General features: G+C 73.4%; 15 protein-coding genes and 3 pseudogenes. 6 read left to right on the top strand and 12 right to left on the bottom strand.

What is annotated here, in order from left to right; translation table 11 throughout:
- Positions 1 to 69 precede the first annotated feature (69 nt).
- Entirely contained in the window at positions 70 to 1,341 is a 1,272-nt protein-coding gene (rsmH, locus tag Prubr_RS01915) for a 16S rRNA (cytosine(1402)-N(4))-methyltransferase RsmH (protein WP_212820997.1), read from the bottom strand.
- A gap of 211 nt (positions 1,342 to 1,552) precedes the next feature.
- Entirely contained in the window at positions 1,553 to 1,984 is a 432-nt protein-coding gene (gene mraZ / locus Prubr_RS01920) for a division/cell wall cluster transcriptional repressor MraZ (protein WP_212820999.1), read from the bottom strand.
- Between the two features lie 451 nt (positions 1,985 to 2,435).
- On the opposite strand from mraZ, the gene Prubr_RS01925 reads away from it, so the two are divergent.
- Genes Prubr_RS01925 through Prubr_RS01935 form a run of 3 tightly spaced genes read left to right on the top strand, consistent with a single transcriptional unit; the run spans position 2,436 to position 5,174 of the window.
- Positions 2,436 to 3,656: a MurT ligase domain-containing protein gene (locus tag Prubr_RS01925; protein ID WP_212827343.1), complete on the top strand. Its 1,221-nt coding sequence runs from the start codon at positions 2,436 to 2,438 to the stop codon at positions 3,654 to 3,656.
- A 43-nt stretch (positions 3,657 to 3,699) separates the two neighbouring features.
- Positions 3,700 to 4,395, top strand: coding sequence for a type 1 glutamine amidotransferase (locus Prubr_RS01930; protein ID WP_425518083.1), 696 nt, complete (start codon positions 3,700 to 3,702; stop codon positions 4,393 to 4,395).
- Entirely contained in the window at positions 4,392 to 5,174 is a 783-nt protein-coding gene (locus Prubr_RS01935; protein WP_212821002.1) for a TVP38/TMEM64 family protein, read from the top strand. Before Prubr_RS01930 ends, Prubr_RS01935 begins: the two co-directional genes overlap by 4 nt.
- A 433-nt stretch (positions 5,175 to 5,607) precedes the next feature.
- Here the strand turns inward: Prubr_RS01935 and Prubr_RS01940 are convergent.
- Together Prubr_RS01940 and leuS are read right to left on the bottom strand one after the other, a co-directional pair.
- A pseudogene (locus tag Prubr_RS01940) lies at positions 5,608 to 6,920 on the bottom strand (ISL3 family transposase).
- 564 nt (positions 6,921 to 7,484) lie between these two features.
- On the bottom strand, positions 7,485 to 10,331 hold the full coding sequence (leuS, locus tag Prubr_RS01945; RefSeq protein WP_212821004.1) for a leucine--tRNA ligase: 2,847 nt from the start codon (positions 10,329 to 10,331) through the stop codon (positions 7,485 to 7,487).
- Positions 10,332 to 10,739: 408 nt separating this feature from the next.
- Between leuS and Prubr_RS01950 the strand changes: the two genes are divergently transcribed.
- From Prubr_RS01950 to Prubr_RS01960, 3 genes and pseudogenes are all read left to right on the top strand, one after another.
- Positions 10,740 to 11,795, top strand: a complete 1,056-nt coding sequence (locus tag Prubr_RS01950) for an AAA family ATPase (RefSeq protein ID WP_212821006.1) — start codon at positions 10,740 to 10,742, stop codon at positions 11,793 to 11,795.
- A 2-nt stretch (positions 11,796 to 11,797) separates the two neighbouring features.
- Positions 11,798 to 13,096: a DUF58 domain-containing protein gene (locus Prubr_RS01955; protein WP_212827345.1), complete on the top strand. Its 1,299-nt coding sequence runs from the start codon at positions 11,798 to 11,800 to the stop codon at positions 13,094 to 13,096.
- 43 nt (positions 13,097 to 13,139) lie between these two features.
- Positions 13,140 to 15,619: pseudogene (locus Prubr_RS01960) on the top strand (transglutaminase TgpA family protein).
- Positions 15,620 to 15,936: 317 nt separating this feature from the next.
- On the opposite strand, the gene Prubr_RS01965 reads toward Prubr_RS01960, so the two are convergent.
- From Prubr_RS01965 to Prubr_RS02000, 8 genes and pseudogenes are all read right to left on the bottom strand, one after another.
- Entirely contained in the window at positions 15,937 to 16,320 is a 384-nt protein-coding gene (locus Prubr_RS01965) for a DUF3040 domain-containing protein (protein ID WP_212821009.1), read from the bottom strand.
- A 79-nt stretch (positions 16,321 to 16,399) separates the two neighbouring features.
- Entirely contained in the window at positions 16,400 to 17,704 is a 1,305-nt protein-coding gene (locus Prubr_RS01970; protein ID WP_212821010.1) for a DNA polymerase IV, read from the bottom strand.
- A gap of 188 nt (positions 17,705 to 17,892) precedes the next feature.
- Entirely contained in the window at positions 17,893 to 19,023 is a 1,131-nt protein-coding gene (locus Prubr_RS01975; RefSeq protein WP_212827347.1) for an alkaline phosphatase family protein, read from the bottom strand.
- 131 nt (positions 19,024 to 19,154) lie between these two features.
- Entirely contained in the window at positions 19,155 to 19,982 is an 828-nt protein-coding gene (locus Prubr_RS01980) for a methyltransferase domain-containing protein (RefSeq protein WP_212821012.1), read from the bottom strand.
- Positions 19,983 to 20,139: 157 nt separating this feature from the next.
- A complete protein-coding gene (locus Prubr_RS01985) occupies positions 20,140 to 23,481 on the bottom strand; it encodes an error-prone DNA polymerase (protein ID WP_212821014.1) in 3,342 nt (1,113 codons plus the stop codon).
- Between the two features lie 9 nt (positions 23,482 to 23,490).
- Positions 23,491 to 25,295, bottom strand: a pseudogene (locus tag Prubr_RS01990) (DNA polymerase Y family protein).
- Positions 25,296 to 25,529: 234 nt separating this feature from the next.
- Positions 25,530 to 26,207 carry a hypothetical protein gene (locus tag Prubr_RS01995; RefSeq protein ID WP_212821016.1) on the bottom strand — a complete coding sequence of 226 codons (678 nt, stop codon included), beginning with the start codon at positions 26,205 to 26,207 and terminating at the stop codon, positions 25,530 to 25,532.
- Between the two features lie 49 nt (positions 26,208 to 26,256).
- Positions 26,257 to 26,712 carry an SAV_6107 family HEPN domain-containing protein gene (locus Prubr_RS02000; RefSeq protein ID WP_212821018.1) on the bottom strand — a complete coding sequence of 152 codons (456 nt, stop codon included), beginning with the start codon at positions 26,710 to 26,712 and terminating at the stop codon, positions 26,257 to 26,259.
- Positions 26,713 to 26,834 lie beyond the last annotated feature (122 nt).

Consider the following 26,834-nt stretch of genomic DNA (forward strand, 5'->3'; position numbering starts at 1 on the left):
CGGCCCCCGACCGCGGTGCGCGCCGCACGGTGTCGCGCTCGACACCGTTCCCGCCGCTGATTCGCTCGCTCATGATCCCTCCCCCTGTTCGTCCGTCTCCCCCGGACGTCGCCGCCCGTCCTGCCCCTGCGGTGCCGACGTCGCGGAGCGCCGCCGGGCGCTCGGCTGGTGCAACGCCTTCACCTGACGGCGGGGCCGTTCGCGGTCGGCCCGTGCCGTCTTGCCCTGTCCGGCCGGTCGCGGGTCGGCGCCCCTGCCCCGTCCCGTGCCCGCCGTGCCGCCGCCACCGCCACGGCCTTCCCCGCCGATGCCGGTGCTGCGACCCCTTGCCGTGCCGGCGGTACGGCCCGTCCGGGCACCGGCTTCCCCTGCCGGTTCCGCGTCCGGGTCGATCCGTTCCGCCGCCCGCAGCCGTACCGAGGCGGCGCGCGGGTTCGCCGCGACCTCCGCCTCGCCGGGCAGTTCGGCGCCGCGGCTGAGCAACCGCAGCGTCGGACCGGTACCGGGCAGTTCGACCGGCAGGTCGACCGGCCCGGTACTGCGGGCCCGCACACCGATGGCCTGCTTGGTGAGGCGGTCCTCCAGCGAGTGGTAGGACAGCACCACCATCCGGCCCCCGGGCGCGAGCGCGTCCAGCGCGGCTGGCAGTGCCGCTTCCAGCACCGCCAGCTCTTGGTTTACCTCGATCCGCAACGCCTGAAACGTTCTCTTTGCCGGATGTCCGCCTGTTCGTCGCGCTGGTGCTGGAATGGACTCCCTGACCAGTTCCGCGAGCCGGGCCGACGAGGTGATCCGGCCCCGGCCCCGCTCCCGTACGATCGCCGCCGCGATCCGCCGGGCGAACTTCTCCTCGCCGTACACCCGCAGCACGCGGGCCAGGTCATCGGCCGGGTAGGTGTTGACCACCTCTTCGGCCGTCGTCCCCCGGGTCTGGTCCATCCGCATGTCCAGCGGCGCGTCCTGGGCGTAGGCGAACCCGCGGTCGGGCGCGTCGAGCTGCAACGACGACACACCCAGGTCGAAGAGCACCCCGTCGACCAGCGGAAGATCGAGTTCCGCCAGGACGTCGGGCAGTTCGTCGTAGACCGCGTGCACCAGATGGATCCGGTCGGCGTACGGCCGCAGCCGGTCACGGGCGTGCGCCAGCGCCTCGGTGTCCCGGTCGAGCCCGACCAGGACCGTCCGGGGGAACGCGGCGAGCACCGCCTCCGCGTGGCCGGCCAGGCCGAGCGTGGCGTCGACGTGCACCGTCCGGCGGTCGCCCCGGTCCAGCGCGGGGGCCAGCAGCTCGAGACACCGCTCGAGCAGCACCGGCACGTGTGTGCCGCGAAGCTCCCCCATGTCGACCCCCCGGTGACCCGCCGTCTTGGTGTGAATGTGCCCGGTTGAAAACTGCGTCGCTCGTCGTACCGCCAGATCCCCATCCGCTCGTTACGCCTGGCACCGGGGAAGAGGTGCCAGGGGCAGGAGCGGCTGGAGATCTCGCAGTACGTCGGGCGACCGGCGCCGGAGCGGCCCTTCGCGGGGGCCGCCTGCCGTCTCGTGCGCCCTCCTACAGTCCGCCGGGCAGCACCCCCTCCTCGATGTCGGCGAATTCGTCTTCGCTCTCGGCGAGGTAGGTGTCCCAGGCCTGCCGGTCCCAGATCTCCACCCGGCTGCTCGCCCCGATGACGACGAGATCGCGGCCCAGGCCGGCGTATTCGCGCAGATGGCCGGGGATGGTCACCCGGCCCTGCCGATCCGGGACCTCGTCGTGGGCGCTGGCGAAGAAGACCCGGCTGTAGGCGCGGGCGGCCTTGTGCGTCATCGGTTGCTGGCGCAGCTGCTCGGCGATCCGCTGGAACTCCGGCGTCGGGAATACGTAGAGGCAGCGCTCCTGCCCTTTGGTGATCACGACACCTCCCGCCAGCTCGTCCCGGAACTTCGCCGGGAGGATCAGCCGGCCCTTTTCGTCCAGGCGCGGTGTATGGGTGCCTAGAAACACCGACCCAAACCCCCTCGCCCATCGGCGGTGTTCGCGGCACCGCTGATCCCCCTGGGCCGGCGGACCCTTCCGGACCCGCCATCGGGCCCCACTCTACTCCACTTCCCTCCACCTGCAACCAGAATCGCAGGTTTGGCAACCCCCATCTCATTTACAAAACCGCACGTCAGAGGGGGTGGAGCGGAGTGGAGGGCGACGGGAGCCGGCCCGCCCGGTCACCTACCCGACATTGATCAACTCTGTGGCGATCACCACGGTTTCGACCGCCATCACGCCGTTGGCCTGCTTTTGGAACCCCTACTGTCAAGTCAGGGGAGGAAAGTGGAGGCCACCGGACGGGCGCTGTCCAGGGCGAACGGACCCGTCGGTCCCGCCGGTCGGTCGGCTGTCCTCTACGGCGATCGGGGCCCTGCGGAGTTCCGGTAACCTCGCTCGCGTGACGGACGCGAAAATGCCCCTGCGCGCAAAGGTGGCCAGCTCGGTGTCGCGCACCGCCGCGGCGCTGTCCCGGGCCGCCGGCCGCGGTGACGGCTCGGTGATCGGTGGCTGGATCGGGCTGAAGATCGACCCGGAACTGCTCGCCCACCTGGCCGCCGGCCGGTCGATCGCCCTGGTGTCCGGCACCAACGGCAAGACCACCACGACCCGGCTGGCGGCCGCCGCCGTCGGCGTCCTCGGGCCGGTGGCGACCAACTCCTTCGGGGCCAACATGCCCACCGGGCACACCTCCGCGCTGGCCAAGGCCGGCCACACCCCGTACGCGGTGCTGGAGGTCGACGAGCACTACCTCGCCCAGGTCCTCGACGCGACCGAACCCCGGGTCGTCGCCCTGCTCAACCTCTCCCGCGACCAGCTCGACCGGGCCAAGGAGGTGGCGATGATGGCCCAGGGCTGGCAGACCACCCTGGCCAAGCACCCCGACGTGCACGTCGTGGCGAACGCCGACGACCCGATGGTGGTCTGGGCGGCGATCGGTTCGGCGCACACCACCTGGTTCAGCGCCGGCCAGCGGTGGCACGACGATTCCTGGGTATGCCCCGAGTGTGGTTCGCCGATCGAACGGGCCGAGGACCAGTGGTGGTGCACCGGCTGCCCGCTGCGCCGCCCGCAACCGCACTGGGTCGTCGAGGACGACGGCGTCGTCGACCCCACCGGCGCCTGGCACAAGATCGTTCTCCAGCTTCCCGGCCGGGTCAACATCGGCAACGCGGCCACCGCGCTCGCCGTCGCCGCCGAGTTCGGCGTACGGCCCACCGACGCGGTGTCGCGGCTGGGCGGGGTCGCCTCGATCGCCGGCCGCTACGCCCAGGTCGCCCGCGACGGCCGCAGCATCCGGCTGCTGCTCGCCAAGAACCCGGCGAGTTGGCTGGAGGCGTTCGACATGGCCGACCACGCGCCGACCCTGCTCTCCATCAACGCGCGCGACCCCGACGGCCTGGACACCTCCTGGCTCTTCGACGTCGACTTCGCGCCGCTGCGCGGCCGTCAGGTCCTCATCACCGGCGACCGGGCCTACGACCTGGCCGTCCGGCTGGACATCAACGACGTGCCCTTCCAGCACATACGCACCTTCACCCAGGCGGTCGCGGCGGTGCCGCCCGGCCGGCTGGAGGTGATCGCCAACTACACGGCGTTCCAGGACATCCGAGCGGAGTTGGACCGTGTCAACTAATGCCGGCTACCCGGCCCCCCCACCCCCGGGTGCGGACAGCTACCTGCGGCTGGTCTGGGTCTACCCCGACCTGTTGTCGACCTACGGCGACCGGGGCAACCTGCTGATCCTCGCCCGCCGGGCCCAGCGTCGGGGCATCCCGGTCCAGACCATCGAGGTGCGGTCCGACCAGGCACTGCCGGCCGCCGCCGACATCTACCTCCTCGGCGGCGGCGAGGACGGCCCGCAGGCGCTCGCCGCCCAGCGGCTGATCTCCGACGGCAACCTGCACCGCGCCGTCAACCAGGGCGCGGTCGTGTTCGCCGTCTGTGCCGGTTACCAACTGCTCGGCGGTTCCTTCTTCGCCAAGGGCGCCAAGTGCGCCGGGCTCAACCTGCTCGACCTCTACTCCGACCGGGGCCCGACCCGGGCGGTCGGCGAACTGGCCGGCGACATCGACCCGCGGCTCGGGCTGCCGCCGCTGAGCGGCTTCGAGAACCACGGCGGCCGTACCCACCTCGGTCCCGGCGTCTCGGCGCTGGCCCGGGTCACCACCGGCATCGGCAACGACGAGAGCACCGAGGGCGCCTGGCGCGGCCACGTGCTCGGGACGTACTCGCACGGCCCCGCCCTGTCGCGTAACCCGGCACTGGCCGACCTGCTGCTGCGCTGGGCCACCGGCACCAACAACCTCGCCCCGCTCGACGACACCTGGTCGGACCGGCTGCGGGCCGAACGCATGGCCGCCGTACGGGTATGAGCCGGGCCGGCCACTGGCTGCGGGCCCGCGTCGACGACCTGGTCCGGGCCGTACGGCTGCCGCCGCACGGTCACGGCCGGCCGCTGCGGGAACGGCTGCGGGAGCGGCCGTTCCGGCGGTTCGTCATCCTCCTCGGCCTGCTCGGGGTCCTCGGCCTCGTCATGCTCCTGGTGCCGCAGCCCGACCTGGCCGCCGCGCCCGAAGTGGTCGACGACCTGGGTCCGTTCGCGCCGGTGACCGCGGTCGTGGTCGGCGCGTTGCTGCTCGTCGCGCTGGTGCCGCGCACCTTCCTCACCGTCGCCTGGGGCGCCCTGTTCGGGCCGCTCGGGGGTGCCGGCTACACCCTCGGCGCGGCCCTGCTCGCCGCCGCGCTCGGGTTCGCCGTCGGACGCCTGCTCGGCCGTGAGTTCGTCGCCGAACGGATCCGCGGCCGGTTGGCCAAGCTCGACGGCTGGTTCGCCCGGCAGAGCGTCTTCGGCGTGATCACCGTACGGCTGCTGCCGATCGGGGGCTTCGGCCTGGTCAGCTACGGCTACGGCACCACCGGGGCGCGGCTGCTGCCGTTCCTGGTCGGCAGCGTGCTGGCCTCGATACCGTCGGCGTTCGGCTACGCCGCGGTCGGTGCCGCCGTCGCCGAACCGGACACCTTCAACCCGTTGTCGGTCGCCCCGGCCGGTCTGGGCCTGATCGCCACCGCCATCATCGCGTGGCGCTGGCGCCGGGCCGCCGTCCGCGCCCGCACCCCGGTCGCACCGGTTGCCGGCGACGCGCCGAACTGACCCGCCCACCGACGCCGTCCGGTCGACCGCCCGGGCCCGCGCCTGGGGCTGGGGCCGGGGCCGGGACCCGCGGACGGCGGACGGGACCCGCGGACGGCGGGCGGGACCCGCGGACGGCGGACGGGACCCCGCGGACGGCGGACGGGACCCCGCGGACGGCGGACGGGACCCCGCGGACGGCGGACGGGTCCTGCAGCTGGGACCTGCGGCCAGCGGCCGGGTCCTGCAGCTGGGACCTGCGGCCGGGACCTGCGGCCGGGACCTGCGGCCGGCGGCCGGGGCCTGCGGCTGGGAACTGCGGCCGGCGGCCGGGGCCCAAAACACGCGACCGGGACCGGCGGCCGGGGCGCCGATCAAGGAGGCCCTGAGCAGCCGCACTGCCGCCGGGCATGTATCACTGCTCCGGGTCACAGCGAATTCGGGGTCTTCTTACTCATCCGTGGGTGGGTTGGGGCAGGGTGGGTGGTCGTGTCCGGCCGGGTAGGGTCGGTCGGTGTCCTCCGAGGCTGAGCAGGGCCATCGAGATGAGCGCGTCGATGTTGCGGAAGCCGTACGCCATCCGGATGATCAGGCGGATCTTGGCGTTGGTGCTTTCGACCAGGGCGTTGGACAGGCCGTGGTCCAGTGCCGCGTCGATCGCGTCGCGGTGCCGGACGATCCGTCGTGACAGGTCGACGAACGCCGGGATCCGGCAGCGTCGGGCCCAACTGATCCATCGGTCGATCGCTTCCCTGCCCGCCTGGCCCTTGACCGTGAACGCATATCGCAGGCCCTCCTTGAGTAGGTAGGCACGGTGTAGACGCGAATCGGTCCGGGCGATCCACGCCAGTTGGGCGGTCTGCTTCTGGGTTAGGTTCTCCGGGTTCTTCCACAACGCCCACCGGCAGCGTTTCAACTCCGCTGACACACCCCGCCCACCCGGCCCGCCCTTCGCCGGACCCCGGACCCGGCCCACGGCGTTGTTCCACGCCTGCCTACGCACCACGTCCAACGCGTCCACAGCCCAGGCGACCACATGGAACGGATCAGCACACCGCACCGCCTGCGGACACCGCCTGGCCACCACCCGTGCGATCCACGGCGCCCCATCAGCCGACACCAACCGCAACGCCGCACACCGCCGCGGACCCAGCAGATCGAAGAACAGGTTCAACGTCGCCTCGTGACGGCCCGGATGAACCCACAACAACCGGCCACTGTCATGGTCAACCACGACCGTCAGATACTTCTCACCCCGCCGGTACGAAATCTCATCGATCCCGATCCGGGTCAACCCCGCAAACCGATCCACCGCACCACCGGTGTCAGCCCACACCCGCGCCACGATCGCGCCGACCGTCGACCACGCCACCCGCATCAACTGCCGCACCGCCGACTTCGACGCCACCGTCGCAAGCCACGCCACCATCTCGTCAAACGCCAACGTGTGACCCGCCCCGTGCCGTGCCCACGGCACCGCCGCCACCACCACCCCATGCACCCGACACGACACCCTCGGCGCATCCGCCTCGATCACCACCCGAACCGTCCCCAGATCCGGCGCCCTCCACCGACGCCGCCCCTCACCCCGGTCATAACCCACACACCGCCGCCGACACACCCCACACCGAGACCTCGCCCCGCATGCAACCGCACATGCGCCACCACGAACCCGCCCCCATCACCCCCCTCCTCAGACCACTCCACCCGCTCCACCACCGCCCGCTCAACCCCGAGCAACCGTTGCCATACCCTGACACCACGCATGCCGTTCCCCGATCCCTGGAACTCGACCCTCGACAAGCCGAGAACCTAGACCGGGAACGGCATGCGCCACACACACCACACCAAACACACCCACAGATAAGCGCGAAGACCCCGAATCCGCTGTGGGTACGCCGGATTCGCTGTTGCGCGAAGCAGATACCCCTCGGCCCGGCGAGGTCCGAGACCGGGCCCGAACCGACGCGGCCGCTCCGGCCGACCGGCCGGGAGCCACGCGGCATACGACGCGCGAATCGAACCGTGCCAGCCCGAGCCCCGCGGCGGCGGCGCGAACCGGACCGGATTGGGCCGGATTGGGCCGCCCCGCCGGACCGGATTGGACCGGATTGGACCGGATTAGACCGCCCCGCCGGACCGCGCCGACCCGCCCGACCGAACCGGTTTGAGCCGCGCCGGACCGCGCCAACCCCGCCCGACCGGGCCGCCAACCCCACCGGAACGCGCCGACCCCGCCCGACCGGCGCCGACCCCGCCGCCCCGGCCGGCAGAGCGCCGGCCGGAGCACTTCCGGCTGTCAGCACTTCCGGCTGTCAGCACTTCCGGCGGTCAGGGAACGATGCTGACCATCCGCCCCTTGACCACGATGACCTTGCGGGGCTCCTTACCGCCCAACTGCTCGGCGACGGCGGCCAGCGCCGCCGCGCGTACCGTCGGCTCGTCGGCGTCGGCCGGGACCTCGATCCGGCCGCGGACCTTGCCGCCCACCTGCACCGGGTACGTCACCGACTCCGCCACCAGCAGCGCCGGGTCGGCGGTCGGGAAGTCGACGTACGTCAGCGAGCCGGGGTGGCCCATCCGCTCCCACAGCTCCTCGGCGATGTGCGGGGCGAACGGGGCCAGCATCAGCACCAGCGGTTCGGCGATCTCGCGCGGGGTGGCGGGCAGCCGGGTGACCGCGTTGGTCAGCTCGATCAGCTTGGCGATCGCGGTGTTCAGCCGGATGCCGGTCAGGTCGGCGCGGACCCCGTCGACGATCCGGTGCAGCAGCCGCCGGGTGGCGTCGTCGGCGGGTTCGTCGACGACCCGCAGCGCACCGGTCTCCTCGTCGACCACGGTCCGCCAGACCCGCTGCAGGAACCGGTACGCGCCGACGACCGCCCGGGTCTCCCACGGCCGGGAGACCTCCAGCGGGCCCATCGACATCTCGTAGACCCGGAACGTGTCGGCGCCGTACGCCTCGACCATCTCGTCGGGGGTCACCACGTTGCGCAGCGACTTGCCCATCTTGCCGTACTCGCGGTTGACCTCGACCCCACCGTGGAACCAGCGGCCGTCACGCTCCTCGACCTCGGCCGCGTTGACGTACGCGCCGCGGGCGTCGGTGTACGCGTACGCCTGGATGTAGCCCTGGTTGAACAGCCTGCGGAACGGCTCGAACGAGGTGACGTGCCCCAGGTCGAACAGCACCTTGTGCCAGAACCGGGCGTACAGCAGGTGCAGCACCGCGTGCTCGACGCCGCCGACGTACAGGTCGACGCCGCCACAGTCGTCGGTCGCGCGCGGCCCCATCCAGTACGTCTCGTTGCCCGGGTCGACGAACCGGTCGGCGTTGGTCGGGTCCAGGTAGCGCATCTCGTACCAGCAGGAGCCGGCCCACTGCGGCATGGTGTTGGTCTCGCGGACGTACCGCTTCGGGCCGTCGCCCAGGTCCAGTTCGACCTCGACCCAGTCCCGGGCCCGCGACAGCGGCGTCTCCGGCGAGGTGTCCGCGGCGTCGGGGTCGAACGTCTTCGGCGAGAAGTCGTCGATCTCGGGCAGTTCCAGCGGCAGCATGCTCTCCGGCAGCGCGACCGGCAGCCCGGTCTCGTCGTAGACGATCGGGAACGGCTCGCCCCAGTAACGCTGCCGGCTGAACAGCCAGTCGCGCAGCCGGTAGGTGGTGGCGCCCTGGCCGTGGCCGTTCGCCTCCAGCCACTCGATGATGCGGGCCTTGGCGTCGGTGACCCCCAGGCCGTCCAGGTCCAGGCCGCGGTCGGGCGCGGCGCTGTTGATCGCCGGACCGTCCCCGGTGTACGCCTTGCCGTCGAACCCGTCCGACGGCCGCACGGTACGGATGATCGGCAGGTCGAAGACCTCGGCGAACGCCCAGTCCCGCTCGTCCTGCCCGGGCACCGCCATGATGGCGCCGGTGCCGTAACCGGCCAGCACGTAGTCGGCGATGAACACCGGCACCGGTGCGCCGTTCACCGGGTTGGTGGCGTAGGCGCCGGTGAAGACCCCGGTCTTCTCCTTGGCGTCGGCCTGCCGTTCGACGTCGCTGCGGCCGGCGGCGAACTCGCGGTAGGCGGCGACGGCGGCGCGCGGGTCGGCGTGGCCGCCGGTCCAGGCGTCGCGGGTGCCGGCCGGCCAGGCGGCGGGCACGATCCGGTCGACCAGTTCGTGTTCGGGGGCCAGCACCATGTAGGTGGCCCCGAAGACGGTGTCCGGCCGGGTGGTGAAGACCCGGATCGGCTCGGCCGATCCCGGGACCGGGAAGTCGATGTGGGCACCCGTGGAGCGGCCGATCCAGTTGCGCTGCATCAGCTTGATCGGCTCGGGCCAGTCCAGAGTGTCCAGATCCGCCAGCAGGCGGTCACCGTACGCAGTGATCCGCATCATCCACTGCTTCAGGTTGCGCTTGAAGACCGGGAAGTTGCCGCGCTCGGACCGCCCGTCGGCGGTGACCTCCTCGTTGGCCAGCACGGTGCCCAGGCCCGGGCACCAGTTCACCGGCGACTCGGAGACGTACGCCAGCCGGTGGTCGTCGACGATCCGCCGACGCTCGACGCTGTCCAGGTCGGCCCAGGGCCGACCGTCTTCGGTGGGACGGGTGCCGGCCGCGAACTCGGCGACCAGCTCGTCGATCGGGCGGGCCCTGCGCAGCTCGGTGTCGTACCAGGAGTTGAAGACCTGCAGGAAGATCCACTGGGTCCAGCGGTAGAAGCCGACGTCGGTCGTCGCCACCGAGCGCCGCTCGTCGTGGGCCAGGCCCAGCATCCGCAGCTGGGCGCGGTAGCGGGCGATGTTCTCGTCGGTGGTCTTGCGCGGGTGCTGCCCGGTCTGCACCGCGTACTGCTCGGCCGGCAGACCGAAGGAGTCGAAGCCCATGGTGTGCAGCACGTTGCGGCCGGCCATCCGCTGGAAGCGGCCGTAGCAGTCGGTGCCGATGAAGCCCAGCGGGTGCCCGACGTGCAGCCCGGCACCCGACGGGTACGGGAACATGTCCAGAATGTACATCTTGTCGGCCCCGGCCCTGGGATGGTCCGGATCGGCCAGCGGCCCCACCGGATTCGGAGCGTGGAAGGTGCCACGCTCCTCCCAGCGGTCCTGCCAGCGCGCCTCGATCTCGTTGGCCAGCGCGGCCGTGTATCGGAAGGACGGAATGTCGCCAACCGTCTCGACTACGTCACTCATGGTCGCCACCTCGGTCTAGTCCAGGGCTCACGAATCGTCGGCGCGCGAACCGACGCGGGTCTTCAGGGGCACAAAAAAGCCCCTCGCGCAGGAGGGGAAGCCGTGCTGCTGAACCCAATGCTCGGCGGCGGCGCCTCGTCCGGGTGTTGTCAGCACGGCTAGGTAAGAAGCAGGAAAGCCCTGGCCATGACGGCAGTCTAACCCCTTGCCGCGACGATGTCGCACCGCGTCCGTCCGAATTCGTCCACCATTGGCAAACAGCCCCGGTCGGCGTAGTAGCCGAATGCGGTTAGCCTGATGAAAGCCACGGGAGACCGGTCGACCTGACCGGTCTATTTCCGCAGGCTTTCGGCCGGGTCTGGAAACTCCAGTCATCAGCCACGCAGCAGCGCGACGAGGAGGAGGCCCGTGACACAGCAAACCCGGGACGAGCTGGGCGAGATCCTGCCCGCCGACGAGTTCCGCACCACAAGTGAAGCCATCGTCGCGAACATCGAGCGGGTCATCGAAGGCAAGACCGCCACCGTACGCCTCGCGCTGGCCGTCCTGCTCGCCGAGGGACACCTGCTCATCGAGGACGTACCCGGCGTCGGAAAGACCAAACTGGCCAAGGCCCTCGCCCGCACGATCGACTGCTCGGTACGGCGCATCCAGTTCACCCCCGACCTGCTGCCCAGCGACGTCACCGGAGTCAGTGTCTACAACCAGGAGACCCACGACTTCGAGTTCAAGCCCGGCGCGGTCTTCGCCAACCTGGTCGTCGGCGACGAGATCAACCGGGCCTCCCCCAAGACCCAGTCGGCGCTGCTGGAGTGCATGGAGGAGCGGCAGGTCACCGTCGACGGGACGACGTACGAGTTGCAGAGCCCGTTCATGGTGATCGCCACCCAGAACCCGATCGAGATGGAGGGCACCTATCCGCTGCCGGAGGCGCAGCGCGACCGGTTCACCGCCCGGATCGCGATGGGCTATCCCGACGCCGGTGCCGAACTCGCCATGCTCGACGTGCACGGCGGGACCGATCCCCTGCACGCCCTGCGTCCGGTCGCCGACGCGGCCACCGTACGCCGCCTCATCGCCACCGTCCGCGACGTACACGTCGCCGACGCGGTCAAGCAGTACGCGGTCGACCTGGTCACCGCCACCCGGGAAGCCCCCGACCTGCGGCTCGGCGCGTCCCCCCGGGCCACCCTCCAGCTGCTGCGCACCGCCCGGGCCGTGGCCGCCCTGGACGGCCGCGACTACGTGCTCCCCGACGACCTCCAGACGCTGGCCGTACCGGTACTCGCGCACCGCATCATGCCGACCGCCGACGCGCAGCTCGCCCGGCGTACGACCGACGCGATCGTCGCCGACCTGGTGCACCGGCTCCCGCTGCCGCACGACCGGCGGTCGCCGTACGACACCCGCTCCACCGACAACGACGGCAACAGCCGCTCCCACTACGAGTCCCGGGGGCGGTGACCGTGCGGGAGGCGCTGCGTGGCATGACCACCCGTGGGCGGTCCTTCCTGGCCGCCGCGGCCGCCGCCGCGCTGTCCGCGCTGATCCTCGGTGAGAAGGACCTGCTGCGGGTCGCGGTGCTGCTCGCCGTACTGCCGTTGCTGGCCGCCGCGTACGTCGGGCGCAGCCGTTACAAGCTGGCCTGCACCCGGTCGCTGGACCCGCAGCGGGCCACGGTCGGCTCGACGGCGCGGGTGGTGCTGCGGCTGCAGAACATGTCCCGGCTGCCCACCGGGACGCTGCTGCTCGAGGACCGCCTCCCGTACGCCCTCGGCAGCCGCCCGCGGGTGGTGATCGAACGGCTCGGCGCCAACCAGGCCAGCTCGGTGGCGTACACGGTGCGCACCGACGTACGCGGCCGCTACGAGGTCGGCCCGCTGATCGTCCGGCTGACCGACCCGTTCGGCCTGTGCGAGCTGGTCCGCGCCTTCCCGAGCGTCGACCGGCTCACCGTGATCCCGCAGGTCACCCCCCTGCCGTCGGTCCGGGTCGCTGGCGAGTACGCCGGCGCCGGAGAGAGCCGGGCCCGGTCCGTCGCGGTACACGGCGAGGACGACACGGCGACCCGGGAGTACCGGCGCGGCGACGACCTGCGCCGGGTGCACTGGAAGTCGACCGCGCGGACCGGCGAGCTGATGGTCCGCCGCGAGGAGCAGCCCTGGGACAGCCGGGCGACCGTGGTGCTCGACACCCGGGCGTTCGCCCACCGGGGCGAGGGGCCGACGTCGAGTTTCGAGTGGGCGGTGTCGGCCACCGCGAGTGTGGCGGTGCACCTGCGCCAGGCCGGCTACAAGCTGCGCCTGGTCAGCGACTCCGGCATCGACACCGACGCCGACCAGGCCGGTGGTGACGGCGTACTGCTCGACCACCTGGCCGACGTGCAGCCGACCCAGCGGGGCGACGTGGCGATGCTGGTCGAGCGGGTCCGGCAGCGGTCCGACGGCGGTCTGGTCATCGCCGTCCTGGGCGCGCTGACCGTGCCCGAGGCCGAACTGCTCGCCGGCCTGCGCACCAACGGCGCCACGTGCGTCGGTTTCCTGATCGACACGTCCACCTGGCTCGACCTGCCGCCGGAGATCCGCGCCGACGCCGACCAGGCGCACGGGCAGGCCGCGCTCGCCCTGCTGCGCAGCGGCTGGCGGGTCGTCGGCGCGACCCGCGAGGAGCAGCTCCCCGCGCTGTGGCCACAGGTGGGACGCGGCTCGCAGGGCTTCGCCTGGCGGGCGACGATGGCCGAAACGGTCGCCGGAGGTATGCGATGAGCAGGCACGACGTACACCGTCCCGACCTCGGCGGGGGGACGGCATGACCCGCGGCCGCTACCTCGGATTCGTCGCCGCGGCGGCCACCGTGCTCGCCGCCGCCCCGCTGTCGGCGATCTTCGACACGATGACCTGGCTGCTCCAGTCCATCGTCGCCGTCGCCCTGGTCACCGGCGCCGCCACGCTCGCCCGGTCGCTACGGGCCCCGGTGTGGGCGCAGCTGCCGGCCATGATGCTCGCCCTGCTGTTCGCGCTGACCTGGATCTTCCCGAGCGGCGCCGAATTGCTCGGCATCCTGCCCGGTCCGGCCACCTTCGGCCACTTCGGTGAGCTGATGTCGCAGGCGGCGGACGACATGCGGTCGTACGGCGTACCCGTGCCCGACGGTGACCCGCTGCTGTTCATCACGGTGCTCGGGGTCGGTGGCGTCGCGATCGTCGTCGACCTGCTGACCGTCGGGCTGCGCCGGCCGGCGCTGGCCGGCCTGCCGATGCTGGCGATCTACTCGGTCCCGGTCGCGGTCTACTCCGACAGCGTGCCCGCGCTGCCGTTCGCCATCGGCGCGGTCGGCTTCCTGTGGCTGCTGGTCGCCGACAACGTCGACCGGGTACGCCGCTTCGGCCGGCGTTTCACCGGCGACGGCCGCGACGTCGACGTGTGGGAGCCGTCGCCGCTGGCCGCCGCCGGCCGCCGGCTCGCCGTCGTCGGGGTCGCCCTCGCGGTCCTGCTGCCGGTGGCCGTACCCGGCATGACCTCCGGGCTGTTGACGAACTTCACCACCAACGGCGGCAACGGTCCGGGCGGCGACGGCCGGCCCGGACCGGGTACCGGCCCGGGCCGGGTCAACCTGTTCGCCGCGCTGTCCGGCCAGCTCAACCAGTCCACGGTCCACGACATGGTCAAGGTCACCACGACCGAGGACGACCCGTTCTACCTGCGTTTCGGTGCGGCCGACGAGATCCGCCGGGACGGCTTCGGCGTACGTACGCCGCGCGGCACCCCGGTCAACCGGTCGTTGCCCGACCCGCGCGAGGCGACCCGGGCCGGCGTCACCCGGGAGACCCACCGGGCCGAGGTGGAGATCACCAACGACTTCGTGATGCCGTTCCTGCCGGTCTACGGCGAGCCGGTCAGCACCAGCGAACTCGACGCCAACTGGCTCTACGACGCCGATCTCCAGGTTGTCTACTCCAACCGGCAGCAGTCCAGGGGCAAGAAGTACGCCTTCGAGTACGTCCGCAGCCGCTACACCCCGGCGGCGCTGCGCGCGGCCACCCCGCTCCCGCCGGAGGACGAGACCCGGCAGCGGCTGACCCAGGTGCCGGCCGTACCCGAGGTGCAGGAGCTGGTCGACCGCCTGATCGCCAACCGGTCGAACGACTACGACCGGGTCCGGGCGATCTACGACCACTTCTCCCGCGAGAACGGGTTCAGCTACAACCTGCGTACCGAGGGCAACACCACCGGCGAGGACATCCTCAACTTCCTCAACAACAAGGTCGGCTACTGCCAGCAGTACTCGGCGGCGATGGCCTGGATGGTCCGCGCCGCCGGCATCCCGGCCCGGGTCGCGTTCGGGTTCACCAACGGCAACGACCGCGCCGGCGGTACGTACACGCTGACCAACCTCAACCTGCACGCCTGGACCGAGGTCTACTTCGGCGGCATCGGCTGGGTGCCGTTCGACGCCACCCCGGCGTCCAGCATCATCGGGTCGACCCGGTCGGACTGGGCGCCCGACAGTGACGCCCCCGACCCGGTCACCCCGTCGGCCGCGCCGACCACCTCCGCCGGCCCGAACGCCCCGCTCGACCCGGCCGACGAGAACCAGTCCGGCGGCGGCCTCGGGGACAACTACGCCGACGACCCGACCGGTGGGGCGCAGGAGGCCGCCCCGACCTGGCCGTGGTGGACCGCGGCCGGCGTGGCACTGGTGATCGTCCTGCTCGCGCTGCCCGGCTGGCGACGTGGTCAGGTACGCCGGCGCCGCCACGCGGCGACGGTCGCCGCGTCCCGGGCGGCCACCCCGGACACCGCCGCCGCCCCACCGGGCGTGGCCCGGGTGGTGGTCACCGGTGCCGAGGCGCAGCGGGCCCGGGCGGACGCGCACGCCGCCTGGGACGAGCTGATCGACACCCTGGTCGACTACCGGGTGCCGGTCGACCCGACCGAGACCCCCGGGCCACCGCGGACCGGCTGGTGAAGGCCAACCTGGCGAAGCCGGCGGCGGCGGACGGCGTACGCCTGCTCGGGCGGGCCGAGGAGCGGGCCCGGTACGCCCGCGAGCCGCTGCCGGGCGTGCCGCTGACCGAGGCGCTGCGCTCGGTACGGCGGACGCTCGCGGAGGGCGCCGACCGGCGTACCCGGCTGCTCGCCGCGGCGCTGCCGCCGTCGGTGCTGCTGCGGTGGCGCACCGCGATCATGGATGGTTCGGGCCGGCTGGTGGCGACGGCCGGGCGCTGGCGGGACGCGGTGACCCGCTGGAATCCCCGTCGCCTCCTGGCCACCCGCACCTCCCGCTGACCCCACCCTCAAGATCCGCGTGATCAGGGACTGAATCGGGCGTGTCGTCGGCGCGCCGGAGTGCCAGCTCCCTGATCACGCGGATCTTGTCGGGACGGAGTGGCTGGCCGGAGGGCCAACGGGCCGAGCAGGTTGAGAGTCGAAGTGACGCAGCCCCGGGCACCCGTGCGGTCGTCGGCAACTGGTCGCGGCCCGGCGACGGCCGGGCCGTCCCGGTCAGCGACCAGGACGCTGGTATCGCGGCGCGCCGACAACACGCCCGGTCCACTCCCTGATCATGCGGATCTCGGGGGCGGGCGGTCAGCGGGGAGGTGGGGTCAGCGGTCGCCTTCCGGCCGCTGTCGCCACCGCTCTTCCAACCGGTCGATGAACGACGACCGCCGGGCACGGGTGCGCCGGCTCGTGGTGCCGCCGACGACGTGCAGGTCGGGCGACTGCGCCCGGCGGCGCGAATGGATCGCGTAGGCGGCCCCACCGAGCATGACGACGAATCCCGCCACACCGAGCAGCGGAACCTTGCTCACTGTGCCGTAGACAACCAGCGCCAGGCCGGCGATGATCACGACGGCCGCGACGAGCAGCCGACGCCGCGAGTGCAAACGCGGGTCGCTGGCGCGCACAGCCGAGGCGAATTTGGGGTCCTCGGCAAGCGACCGCTCGATCTGCTCGAACAGCCGCTGCTCGTGCTCCGAGAGCGGCACGGCACTCCTCCCGGTCGCGTTGGTCGGTCCGGTCGAACCGACAGACCGTGGCAGCCAAGCCGGCTGCTTTCCTGCAAGTCTACGAGGGCGTTCGACGCTCGGAAAGCGGGACGACCTTCCGCCGGCCCGGATTTTCCGTCCGTCGCAGATCATTATCACCGAGAAGGCTCGCCGGACGCACCACCGACCGGCCGAAACGTGCTGCCGCCGCGTCCGCCGCGGCCTCCGCCTCGCGCCAGCCACGCTCCGGCGCACCCAGTGTGAGCTGCTGCGGAGTCGAGGCGGCGGCGGCGAGCCCCTCGACCCGCACCCCGACCAGGCGGATCGAACTGGCCGGGGCCAGCGACTCGTAGAGTGCCCAGGCGGTATCGAAGACGTCACGTGCCACATCCGTCGCACCGGGCAAGGTACGTGACCGGTTCACGGTACGGAAGTCGGCCAGCCGGACCTTGATTGTCACGGTGCGACCGACCTGACCGGAATGTCGCAGCCGTCCGCCGACCTTCTCGGCGAGGGCGAGCAGGGCCCGCCGGACCACCCGGGGGTCGTCGACGTCGGTGTCGAAGGTGACCTCGGCGCCGATGGACTTGTCGACATGCTCCGGGGTGACCCGCCGCGGATCCCGCCCCCACGACAGTTCGTGCAGGTGGGAGGCGGCGGCCTCACCGAGCGCGCCGCGCAGCGTCGCAAGCGGGACGTTGGCGAGGTCGCCGACGGTGGTCAGCCCCAGCCGGTGCAGCGTCTCGGCGGACCGCTCCCCCACCCCCCACAGCGCGGCCACCGGCAGCGGGTGCAGGAAGTCGAGCACCAGGGCTTCGGGCACCACGATCAGCCCGTCGGGCTTGGCCCGGGTGGACCCGAGTTTGGCGACGAACTTGGTCGGCGCCACCCCGACCGAGCAGGTCAGGCCCTCCTGCTCGTGAACCCGTTCGCGGATCAGCCGGGCGATCTCCGCCGGCCGGCCGAGCAGTCGCCGGGCGCCCGCCACGTCGAGGAACGCCTCGTCCATCGACAGTGGCTCGACCAGCGGGGTGACCCCACGGAAGATCTCCATCACCGCCCGGGACGCGGCCGTGTACTGCGTGAAGTCGGGCGGCAGGAACACCGCGCCGGGGCACAGTGCCCGGGCCCGGGCGGTGGGCATCGCGCTGCGCACACCGTAGGCGCGGGCCTCGTAGCTGGCCGAACTGACCACGCCGCGGTTGCCGGTGCCGCCGACGACGACCGGCCGGCCACGCAGCTCGGGCCGTCTGCGGACCTCGACGGCGGCGAAGAAGGCGTCCATGTCGACGTGCAGGATCGGGCAGCCGGTGTCGTCCGCCGCCGGCCCGAAACGCGGATCGCCGCCCGACCCACCGCGCGGAATTGCCTGGCTACGCCCCACCCGACCAGGCTAACCACCGGGTACGACACCGCACTGCCCCCACGCCTGCCGAGTAACCGATCCACCCTGCCGGGGTCTGGCCGATCAAGGAGAAGTCGTCCCCTTTCCCGCCCGAATTGCCGCACACATCCCCTAGATCGCGGGAAGGCCGGGGGGCGTGGGAAGGCCGGGGCGCGGGAAGGCCGGGGTCAGCGCGCCGGCACGACCAGCAGCGGGATCAGCATCTCGGCGGCGGTGTAGGAGCCGTGGTAGCCGACCAGCCGCGCCTCGATCGGATGATCGGTACGGCTGGCGACCACCGCGTAGTTCTCGTGGCAGGCCACCACCACGTCGCCGACGCGCGCCAGATGCTGCTCCGGCACCGGGCCGAACCAGCCCGCCGCCACCGCCTCGTCGCGGGTGGCGACCCACGCGCCCGCTCCCAGTACGCCCCGCCAGGCGGCCACCACGTCGTCGGTCGCGCCCGGCTCGACGTGCAGGTAGCGCACCCGCGGCTCGCCGGCGACCAGCCGCAGCCCGGCCCGGAGCCGGGGATCGGTGTCGAGGTCGTAGCGCCGGTCGACCGGGACGTTGAGCTGGCCGTGGTCGGCGGTGACCAGCAGCGCGGCGTCGGCCGGCAGACCGACGGCCAACTGGGCGACCAGCCGGTCGACGTCGGCCGCCGCGATCCGCCAGGCGGGCGAGTCGACCCCGGTGAGATGTCCGGCCTTGTCCAGGTCGGGGTGGTAGCCGTAGACCAGGGTCCGCCGGTCGTCGGCCCGCAGCGCGGCCAGCATGCCGGTGGCGAGGGTCTCCGGGTCGGCGGCGCCGAGGTGCCGGCCGCCACGGTTGGCGGCCACGGTCAGCCCGCTGCCGGCGTACTCGGGGCGGCTGAGCACGGTCACCGCCACCCCGTCGGCCTCCGCGCGCTCCAGCTGGGTGGAGACCGGCTGCCAGCGCAGCGGCGAGGGCTCGTCGCGCCAGTCGATGTGGGTCAGCACCCGGTCGGTGCCGGGCACGTTGACCCGGAAGCCGAGCACGCCGTGCCGGCCGGGGGCGGCGCCGGTGCCGAGCGAGACCAGACTCGTCGGGGTGGTTGACGGGAATCCGCTGGTCAGCGGGCGCGCGTGTCGCCCGGCGAGGTCGGCGAGCGTCGGCGCGTGCGGGGCGGCGACCGGGAGCAGGTGCCAGCCGAGACCGTCGACGAGCAGGACGGCGATCCGGCGTACCCCGTCCAGCCGCCCGACCAGGCCCAGCGGGTCGGCGGCGCCGGGCACGCCGAGCACCGCGAGAGCGCTCGGCAGTACGTCGGCGAGGCTCCCGCCGCCGTACCGGGGCATGACCCGGTCGAAGACGTTCTGCCCGGGTACGGCTGGTTTCGGTCCGCCCTGCGCCGGTACGACAGGTACGGCGACCTCGGCCGTACCCTGCCCCGGCACGACCGGAACGGCAGCCACCTCGCCGCGCTCGGTCACGGGGCCGGGCGGCGGGCGAAGAGGTGCAGTTGGGCGGCGACGTCCCGGTACGGCGGCGACGCCGCGGCCGCCAACTCCAGGTCGATCAGCGCCTGCGGGTTGCCGTCGGCGGCCGCGGCCGGGATCAGATCGGCGAGGACCCGTACCCCGTGGATCTCCTCGACCTTCAGCCCGGCGGCCGCCAGCAGCGCGGTGGCGCCCGGCGCGTCGTAGCGGCGGCGCAGCGTGTCCCGCGACCCGGCGGTGCCGTGTTCGTCGGCGAGCAGCGCCGCGGCGACGTCGAGGTGGCCGTTCATGGCCCGGCTGAGCACGGCGGCGGCCCGGCCGGCGACCAGTACGCTCGCGGCCCCGTCCGGCCGCAGCGCCGACGCGACCGCGGCGACGACCGAGGCCGGGTCGTCGACGACCTCGAGTACGGAGTGGCAGAGCACCAGGTCGGCGCTGGCCGGCTCGACGAGTTCGGCGAGCGCGTCGCCGTCGCCCTGCACGGCGCGGACCCGGTCGGCGACGCCGGCCTCGGCGGCCCGCCGGGTCAGCGCGGCGAGCGCGTCGGGGCTGGCGTCGACGACGGTGACCATGTGGCCGGCCTCGGCGAGCGGTACGGCGAAGCCGCCGGTGCCGCCGCCGACGTCGACGACGGTGAGCTGGCGGTCGCCCCGGCGGTCGAGTTCGCGGCGCAGGACGGCCCAGACCACGGCGGTACGGGGGGTGACGAGGGGGCCGGCCGACGGCGCCGGGGATCCCGGCCGGTTACGTGTGCGCTCCACCCGGACGAGCCTAGGCCATGTCCCACGTGCAAGCCCGGCGCGAACGCCGGCAGGCATCCCACGTGCAAGCCCGGCGCGAACGCCGGCAGGCATCCCACGTGCAAGCCCGGCGCGAACGCCGGCAGGCATCCCACGTGCAAGCCCGGCGCGAACGCCGACAGGCATCCCATGGTGCGGGCCCGGCGCGAACGCCGGGGAGGCACCCGGGCGCCGGTCAGCGGAAGTCGCGGGAGGCCGGGGTGACCGGGGTGGTGATCGGGTCGAGCCGGTCGGCGACCAGGTTGGTCACGCCCTCGGTCTTCTCCAGCCGGCCCCGGACGACCAGGGCGGTGCTGGTGCGGGCCACCCGGCGGTAGCGCTGCCACAGCCCGGGCGAGCAGGTGACGTTGAGCATGCCGGTCTCGTCCTCGAGGTTGACGAACGTGACCCCGCCGGCGGTGGCCGGCCGCTGCCGGTGGGTGACGATGCCGCCGACCCGGACCCGGCGGCCGGCCTCGACCGACGCCAGGGCGGCGATCGGTACCGCGTCCAGTTCGTCCAGTCGGGGGCGGATGAACCGGGCCGGATGGGTCTCCGGGGACAGTCCGGTGGCCCAGACGTCGGCGACCAGCTTGTCGACGTCCTCCATGCCGGGCAGGGTGGGCGCGGTCGCGCCGGAGACGGTCCCGGGCAGCCGGTCCGGCCGGTCCTGGGCGGCGGCGCCGGCCGCCCACAGCGCCGCCCGCCGGCTCAGGCCGAAGCAGGCGAAGGCGTCGGCGGTCGCCAGCGCCTCCAGCTGCGCGGCCGTCAGACCGACCCGGCGGGCCAGGTCGGACATGTCCCGGTACGGCCCGTCGGCGGCCCGGACCGACTCGATCTTCTCGGCCAGCTCGGCGCCGATGGTGCGTACGCCGGACAGGCCGAGCCGGACCGCCGGGCAGCCCAGCCCCCACCGGTGCGGCGGCTCCCCCGGCGCGCTGCCCCACCGGGTGTCCGGTGTGGACTCCAGCCGGGCCCTGGCCGCGCTGGCGTTGATGTCCGGCCGGCGTACCTCGACACCGTGCCGGCGGGCGTCGTCGACCAGGGTCTGCGGCGAGTAGAAACCCATCGGCTGGGCGTTGAGCAGCGCGGCGAGGAACGGTGCCGGGTGGTAGCGCTTGAGCCAGGCGCTGGCGTAGACCAGGTAGGCGAAGCTCATCGCGTGGCTCTCCGGGAAGCCGAAGCTGGCGAACGACGACAGCTTGAGGAAGATGTCGTCGGCGACGTCGCCGGTGATGCCACGTTCGGCCATCCCGGCGTACAACCGGTCTTTGATCCGGGCCATCCGCTCCTCGGAGCGTTTCGAGCCCATCGCCCGGCGCAGCTGGTCGGCGCCAGCGGCGTCGAAGCCGGCGACGTCGATCGCGAGCTGCATCAACTGCTCCTGGAACAGGGGTACGCCGAGCGTCTTGTCCAGCGCGTTTCGCATCAGCGGGTGCGGCACGGTCGGCTCCTCCAGGCCGTTCTTGCGCCGGATGTACGGGTGCACCGAGCCGCCCTGGATCGGGCCGGGCCGGATCAGCGCCACCTCGACGACCAGGTCGTAGAACTCGCGGGGCTTGAGCCGGGGCAGGGTGGCCATCTGGGCCCGGCTCTCCACCTGGAACACCCCGACCGAGTCGGCCCGGCACAGCATGTCGTAGACCTCGGGGTCGTCCAGCGGCATGTCGCTCAGGTCCAGTTTGGACTCGATCATGTCGTGGGCGTAGTGCAGGGCGGAGAGCATGCCGAGCCCGAGCAGGTCGAACTTGACCAGGTCGACGGTGGCGCAGTCGTCCTTGTCCCACTGCAGGACGCTGCGGCCGGGCATCCGCCCCCACTCGACCGGGCAGACCTCGATGATCGGACGGTCGCAGATCACCATGCCGCCGGAGTGGATGCCGAGGTGCCGGGGAAAGGTCTGCAGCTCGTTGGCGTACTCGATGACGTGGGCGGGGATGCCGTCGACGTCGACGGCCGCGACCAACCCCCACCGGTCGATCTGCTTGCTCCAGGCGTCCTGCTGGCCGGGCGGGAAGCCGAACGCCCTGGCGACGTCACGCACCGCCGACCGGGGCCGGTACGAGATCACGTTGGCGACCTGGGCGGCGTGCTCCCGGCCGTACCGCTCGTAGACGTGCTGGATCACCTCCTCGCGGCGGTCGGACTCGATGTCGACGTCGATGTCGGGCGGGCCGTCGCGTTCCGGGGCGAGGAACCGTTCGAAGAGCAGTCCCCAGCGGACCGCATCGACGTTGGTGACCCGCAGCGCGTAGCAGACCGCCGAGTTCGCCGCCGAACCGCGCCCCTGGCAGTAGATGTCGTTGTCCCGGCAGAACGTGACGATGTCGTGCACCACCAGGAAGTAGCCGGGGAAGTCCAGCTCCTCGATGATCCGCAGCTCGTGCTCGATCTGGTCGTACGCCCGCCGGTTCGACTCCGGCGGGCCGTACCGCTCGAGCGCGCCCGCCATGGTCAGGTGGCGCAGCCAGCTCATCTCGGTGTGCCCGGCCGGCACCGGGTGGTCGGGCAGCCGGGGCGCGACCAGGTGCAGGTCGAAGGCGAGGTCGGCACCGAACTCGGCGGCCCGGGCGACCGCGCCGGGGTATGCCGCGAACCGGGCCGCCATCTCGGCGCCGCCGCGCAGGTGGGCGGTGGCGGCGGCGGGCAGCCAGCCGTCGATCTCGTCCAGGCTGCGCCGGGCCCGTACGGCGGCCAGCGTGGTCGCCAGCCGGCGCCGGGCCGGGGTCGCGTAGTGCACGTTGTTGGTGGCGACGGTCGGCAGTCCGGCGCGGGCCGCGAGCCCGGCGAGCGCGTCGTTGCGGTCACCGTCGGTCGGGTCGCCGTGGTCGGTCAGCTCGACGGCGACGTTGTCGGCGCCGAACAGCGCGGTCAGCCGGTCGAGTTCGCGGGCGGCGGCCCCGACCCCGGCGGTGAGCAGCGCCGCCGGCACCGGCCCCTTGCGGCAGCCGGTGAGCACGAGTACGTGGTCACGCAGTTCGGCGGCGGTCTCCTCCAACTCGCCGTAGTCGGGTTTGCCCTTCTCGCCGCCGCGCAGGTGGGCCCGGGAGATGGTCCGGGCCAGCCGGGCATAGCCCTCCGGACCGTGGGCGAGGGCGAGCAGGTGCCGGCCAAGCGGGTCGGGTTCGCCGTTCTGCGGCCCCGGCAGCCCGAGCGACAGTTCGGCGCCGAAGATGGTCGGCAGCCGCAGCTCGCGGGCCGCCTCGGCGAACCGGACCACGCCGTAGAACCCGTCGTGGTCGGTGACGGCGAGCGCGGTCAGCCCCAGCCGGGCCGCCTCCTCGGCCAGTTCCTCGGGGTGGCTGGCGCCGTCGAGGAAGCTGAAGTTGGTGTGGCAGTGCAGTTCGGCGTACGGCACCGTGGCCACCGGCGGGTTCAGTGCCGGCGGTGCCGCGTACGGCTGCCGACTGCGGGTCCAGGCCGGGGAGTCACCGCCGTCGCCGTCGACGGCGAGCGGGTCAACCACGTACGGTCGCGGCCGGCCGGACAGTGCCCGTTCCAGTTCGGACCACGGCATCGCCGGGTTGTGGAAGCTCATGGCCGCCGCTCAGTCATAGACCGCCTCCACCGACCACCGGCCGCCGGACAGCGAGAGCAGCAGCCCGCCGCCGTCGGCGAGGAGCACCTGGAAGCGGGCCCGGCGGCGGGCCTCGGCCGGTGCCCACCAGCGTTCGTCGACCGGCCACGGCCCGGCCCATCCGACGATCCCGACCGGTGTTCCGCTGCCGACGGTGATCCGGGCCGGTGGGGCGCTGACCGCCAGCCGGGCGCTGACGGTGACCGGTTCGCCGGCCGCGTCGTGGACGGCGGCGGGCAGCGGCTCGGGCAGCACGACCGCCGGGTGCGGGGCCGGCAGGCTGCCCGGCCACGGCGGCACCGGCCCGGCCGTCGCCCGGGGCCGGCCGGCAGCCCGTCGGGCGCCGCCCGACCGCCGGCCCGCCGGGCCGGCCGGTGCCGCCGCACCGGACGCCGGCACCGCGGTGGCCGGCACGATCCCGCCCGCCGGGGCGGCGGACGCGCTTCCGGCCGGCGCACTCCCGGCCGGCGTGGCGGCGGGCGGCGTGGCGGCGGGCGGCGCACTTCCGGCCGGTGCGGCGGCGGGCGGCGCCGGAAGGCCGGGGGTCGCCGCCGGGTCGCCGGGGCGGGTCGGCACCCGCTCGTCGCCCCACGGCACCAGGCGTACCTGGTCGTGGGGTGACCGGCCGCCGCCGAGCACCGGGGTGACCACCGCCTCCGGGCCGAGAATGCCCTGCACCCGGCTCAGCGCCCGGTGTGCCCGGTCGCGTCCGGCGCCGGTCTCCCCCACAGGCCGGGCTGCAGGCCGACGTGGGCGAGCACACCGTCGGGGACCAGCCGCAGCCGGAGGATCCCCGCGGTCGGCCGGGACGCCGTGGCACCGGCCGCGCCGGGTCGCCGGCCGGCGGTGGTCAGCCAGCCCTCGAGTTGCCAGCGGACCCGGTCGCTGATCGCCGCCGCGGTCAGCAGTCCGTCGTGCCGCCAGACCCGCTGCAGTTCCTGGCCGTGCGCGGTGACCGCCTCGATGACCAGCCGGGTGCAGGCCAGACCGTGCCCGGCGAGCGTGTCGTGCAGCCGTTCGGCGAGCGACCGGGCGGCGAACGCGGCCACGTCGACCCGTTCCAGCGGTTCGTCGTACGTCTCGGTCACCGCCAGGTCGGGCGGCGGCCGGCGGGCGGCGAGCGGGCGGTGGTCGCGACCGGCCGCGAGCCGGTGGGCGAGGATCCCGTCGAACCCGAACCGGGCCAGGACGTCCGCGGCGGGCAGGGCCGCGAAGTCGCCGAGGGTACGCACCCCGAGCCGGCGCAACAGGTCGGCCAGTGCCGGCCGGCCGAGGGCCTCGACGGGCAGCCCGGCGAGGAAGCGCGGGGTGTCGCCGGGCGGCACGACCTGTCCGGTACGGGCGGCGAGGCCGGCGCCGAACACCCCGTCGGCGATCCCGACCTGGCTCTCCACGGCGCACGCCTGCGCGACGTGCTCGACGATGCGTTCGGCGGCCGGCTCCTCGCCACCGAAGTAGCGGGCCGGGCCACGGGCGGCGAGCGCGCACGCGCCCGGCCGGATCACCTCGATCCCGACGGCGACCTCCTCGACGGCGGCGAGGACCGGCTCGAACGCGCGGGCGTCCCGGCCCGGGTCGTGGTCGACGACGGTCAGTCCGGGGCAGCGGCTCTGGGCCTCGCGCCGGCGCAGCCCGCGCCGGATCCCGTCGGCGCGGGCCGCCTCGGAGCAGGCGACGACCCGGCCGGCGTGCAGAACCGCGACCGGGGTCGACGCCGGGGTGCCGTCGACGATCTCGGCGGCGATGACCGGCCAGTCGGGGCACCAGACGAACATGGTCCGCACCGGCACACCCACCGTCACTCCACCCCCGACGCACCCCCGGCCGGCCCCCTCGACCGGCGACCAACAGATTAGAACACACGTTCCAAATCAGCGGGATGACCTGGGAGAAGACGGCCGCAGAGCTTCTCGGCGCCCGTGCGGCCTCGATCGTCTGCGGCTCAGGCGTGCGACACGCCGGGCCGGGAACGCCTGGCCCGCAGACGATCACGAACTCCTGCGGGCTCGTCAGCCCGCCTGCGCGTGCCGCCCACCCACGGGCAGCCGGACCGGCGCCGCCACCTCCTGGACGACGCGGACCCGCCCGACCTCGTCCGGAAGCCACAGGACCAGTTCGGCATGCGGGCGGTGGGACGCGGCCATGGCCAGTCGACGGCTACGCAGCCGGCCCCGCCCCTGCCCCAGGCCGAACCACTCCTGGCGGCGCACCGACACCCGCAGATCGCTGCCCTCCCAGGCCGACCCCAGCGTGAACAGCGTGCAGCGGTGTTGGCGTGCCTTTGCCGCCAGCCGGCGCGCCAGCGCGCCGGGCACCTGCACCGCCGGGTCGACCAGCACCGCGTCCGCGCCCGTCACCAGGGCCCCGACCGCCTCAGCCCAGGCCGCACCGGGATGGGGAACCAGCGCCAGGGTCTCCAGCCGGATGCCCAACTCCTGGGCGGCCAGGTGACCGAACGACGGGAGACCGATCACACCGCACCAGCCGCCCGCCGCCGACACTCCGGCCAGCATCATCATCGCCAGCGACGTCCGGCCGTCCCCACCGTCGATGGCGACCACCGCGCCACGCCTCAGCCGCCCGCCGAGCAGCGGCTGCATCGGTGCCGGCAGCGGCAGGCGGTCGTCGACCGCCAGCCCCGGATCGGTCTGTCCGACCAGCGCCCGTAGGCGCGCGAGGTCAGCCATCTGTGCTCTCTGGTGAGGTCGTGCGGGTTCGGCTTGTCGGTGCGGGCGCTCAGGCCGCCAGGTCGCCGGGCAGGCCGTCGATGGCCGGCTGGTGGGCCACGCCGAGCGTCGCCTCGACGAGGCCGACAAACTGCTCGGCGGCCCGCAGCAGGTCGTCGGCCTCGCGGGCGGTCACCACCCGGGGGATGCCGGCCTCGGCGGCGGCGCGCTTGGTGGCGCCGGTGGCGAAGTAGGTGGCCCATTCCCCCATCTCGGGGGCGACCAGCACGAGCAGGGCCCAGACGCTGGTGATCCGGTTGCGGCGGGTGGGCGCCGGGCGGGCCCGGGCCGCGAGCATCGCCGCGGCGGCCCGCAGGGCGGCCAGGTGGGCGGCGGCGTAGCGCAGACCGTCGGGGCGGGTGCGGGCCGCCGCGGCCAGCCCCTGGCGGGCGATCGTGAGCAGCTGGGTCGGGGTGCGGTGCGGCAGCACGTGGGCCGGCACCAGGGGTGCCGAGTTGGTCGCCATGGACTCTCTCCTCCGCGTCGCAATTCCGTACGCCGCCGGCCGCCGACGCCGGTCGGCCGGCCCGCGGCGGTCGACCGGCCGGGCGCGAAGCTTCCCCACACCACACCCGGCCGGTCGTGCCG

Origin of the sequence: Polymorphospora rubra (genome assembly GCF_018324255.1) — a bacterium.
GTDB classification, from domain to species: domain Bacteria; phylum Actinomycetota; class Actinomycetes; order Mycobacteriales; family Micromonosporaceae; genus Polymorphospora; species Polymorphospora rubra.